Origin of the sequence: Streptomyces sp. NPDC058086 (assembly GCF_042885015.1) — a bacterium.
Classification (GTDB): Bacteria; Actinomycetota; Actinomycetes; order Streptomycetales; family Streptomycetaceae; genus Streptomyces.
This window is the reverse complement of record NZ_JBHVST010000261.1, coordinates 1-2,569: the sequence shown is the minus strand read 5'-3', so window position 1 is coordinate 2,569 and position 2,569 is coordinate 1. Positions and strand designations below refer to the sequence as shown.

3 protein-coding genes are annotated in these 2,569 nt (G+C 67.7%); all 3 read right to left on the bottom strand.

Going from position 1 to position 2,569, the window contains the following annotated elements:
* Positions 1-139: 139 nt before the first annotated feature.
* Complete coding sequence (locus ACFVWD_RS58045) at positions 140-427, bottom strand: hypothetical protein (RefSeq protein WP_389607246.1); 288 nt, start codon at positions 425-427, stop codon at positions 140-142.
* 146 nt (positions 428-573) lie between these two features.
* Positions 574-2,205, bottom strand: coding sequence for an IS1182 family transposase (locus ACFVWD_RS58040; protein WP_389607244.1), 1,632 nt, complete (start codon positions 2,203-2,205; stop codon positions 574-576).
* A gap of 137 nt (positions 2,206-2,342) precedes the next feature.
* The coding region (locus ACFVWD_RS58035; RefSeq protein ID WP_389607242.1) for a zinc ribbon domain-containing protein at positions 2,343-2,569 on the bottom strand (227 nt) is incomplete at its 5' end.

Genomic DNA, 2,569 nt, shown 5'->3' with positions numbered 1-2,569 from the left:
CAGCCTCCGACCACCGAGCCGAGATGACCCTCCGCTTCGCCATCTGGGACCAGATCACCCGCGCTGCCAGCCGGCCCACCACGGCCTGAACACAGGCCCTGACCGTGGGCCCACCACGCCCCGACGCACCATCAGACACTCACGCACTCAACAACGTGACAACGCCGCTGGGACTGATGCGCGCTCCCCCCGCACGCGCACCCGGCGCGTCCGCCTTCCAAGCCCGAAGGACACCGACATGACCACCAGCCCGGCCACACGCCAAGCTCCTCGCCCTGTCCTTCCTGACCACGAGGAGCTCCTTGCCGATGAACACGACGTGGTTCTTGTACTTGCCGCCCTTGACCAGGATGTCAGCGCCGCGCTCGATGTCGGCGGTGTTCTCCACCTGCTCCTTCTGGTACTTGGTGACGTAGTCGAAGTCCATGACCTGCGACCGTTGCGGCGCCCGGCCCTATCTGCGTGTCGTCCTTCTGCGCGGCGGAGAACTGGCTACGTCGACACCAATGTCGTGACTCCTTCCCGGCGTGAACGACTCCGTTGGGAAATCCACGAAACGGGTCCCGGGAGCTGTCATGCCGCGAGGGTGAGTCGCGCGAGGTGGGAGACGCGGGTGGTGCCGAGTGGGGTGTTGTTCAGCCAGGCGTCGATTCGGGTGAGGTTGAGGGCGGTGGCGGAGAGGACGTTGGCGAGGTGGGTCTTGTGCTGGCCTTGGTAGGGGGTGCGTCGCAGGTGAGTGCGGCGGACGGCCTGGGAGATGGTGCCCTCCACCCCGGCTCGCACGTCGTAGCGGGCCTTCCACTCGTCGGTTTGCTGCTTGGCACGTCGTTCTTCGAGGATCTGTTGCTGCTCGCGGGGCAGCAGGGTCAGGCTGCGGCCCCATTTGCCGTTGGCTGCTTTGGTGCACCTCGCTCTCAGCGGGCATGGATCGCAGTCGGCGAGCGCGAAGTGCACCCGGACGAGCGGGGTCCCGCTGGCCTTGCGCTGCTGGGACCAGCTGACGCTGGAGGCTCCCTGGGGGCAGGTGACCTGCCGGGCGTCCCAGTTGGTGGTGAAGGCGGCCTGGGTCAGGTCCGGAGCCTGCGCGTCCCGTCCGTTGTGGTGGGTATCAGCGCCGACGGGGCCGACCAGGTCGATGCCGTGGTCCTCACGCGCGGCCAGGATGTGGGCGGCGGTGACGTATCCGGCGTCCACCACATGCTCGCGCGGCCTCAACTCCCGTTCAGCCAGATGCTGGTGGATGGTTGCGGTGACCTCGGTGTCGTTGACAGTGGCGTTGGTGGTCTCCACATTCGTGATCAGGTGGGGTGCGTCCGGCTCGCAGGTCTCACTCAGGTGGACTTTGTATCCGCACCAGCCCGTCCCGCGTTTGATGCCGTAGTGGGCGTCGGCGTCATATGGCGAGGACAGCCGGTCTCTGGCCGGCGGGAGGTCCTTGCCCTCCCGCCAGTGCACCCCCTTGCCGTCCCGGTGATACTGCTCTGCCCAGGCCCGGCGCAGGATCCGCACTGCGGGCACCTCGCGCAGCCAGGCCACAGCGGCCGGCCCATCAATGGCGTCAAGGAGAGCGAACCCGTCCCGGCCGACCTGCTCGGCCCACTCCCGGCGGACGTTCTCCCCTTTCGGGAAGCGGTAGTTGTCGACCTTGTTCCCATATCGCTCCACCCAGGCGGAGCTGATCAACGGCGCCAGCCAGTCCGGGGCAGCTGCGGCCAGCGCCTCCAGAGCCGCCCGGAGCGTCTCACCGACGAACTCCATCCGGTTCAGCGTGCGCACTGCAGCCAGCACATGAGTGGAATCGGTCCGCTGCCGGCCACCGGCCCTCACCAGCCCGGCCTCCGAGAGCCGGGCCAGCATCGCCTCCAGCACCCGCTCTTCCAGCCCGTGCGTGATCAGACGGGAGCGGAAATCCCCCAGGACGGTGAAGTCGAAGCCGGGATCATCCAGCTCCAGCGCCAGCAAAAACTTCCAGTCCATGCGGGCCCGCACCTGGTCAGCGGCCTGCCGGTCGGACAGACCCTCGGCATACTGCAACACCGACACCAAGGCCAGAGCTCCCGGCGAGATCGCGGGTCGGCCCCGGTCGGGGAAGGCTGCGGCGAAATCCTCGTCCGTGAACAGCGCACCGAGTACTTCCCTGATCCGGATGGCCAAGATCCCCCTCGGGAACGAGGCCCGCACCACCCGAGCCGTCAGCTCAGGCACTCCGTCCTCCGACCGCGACTCCAACGACATGCCGCCCCACCACCCCGCCAACGACCATAGCCATCAGCAAGACCAACGACACAGCCCCGCCCGAATCACGACTTTCCCAACGGAGTCGTAAACGCCGGGGCTTCTCGCTATGCCGGGTTGGCGTCGCGATGGACCAGCCCGGCCCGTAGAACGTTCAGGGCGCCCACCGTGTCCGCGTGCGCGGTGTGGCCGCACGAGACGCAGTGGAACTTCTCCTGGGTGGGCCGGTTCTCCGCTGCGACGTGCCCGCAGGTGGGGCAGGTCCTGGAGGTGTTGCGGGGGTCCACGGCGATCAATTCTCGTCCGGCGCTTTCAGCCTTGGCGTGCAGGATCG

Coding starts and splice junctions, on each gene's coding strand:
- ACFVWD_RS58045 (WP_389607246.1), bottom strand. CDS start 427: ATGGACTTCGACTACGTCACCAAGTACCAGAAGGAGCAGGTGGAGAAC.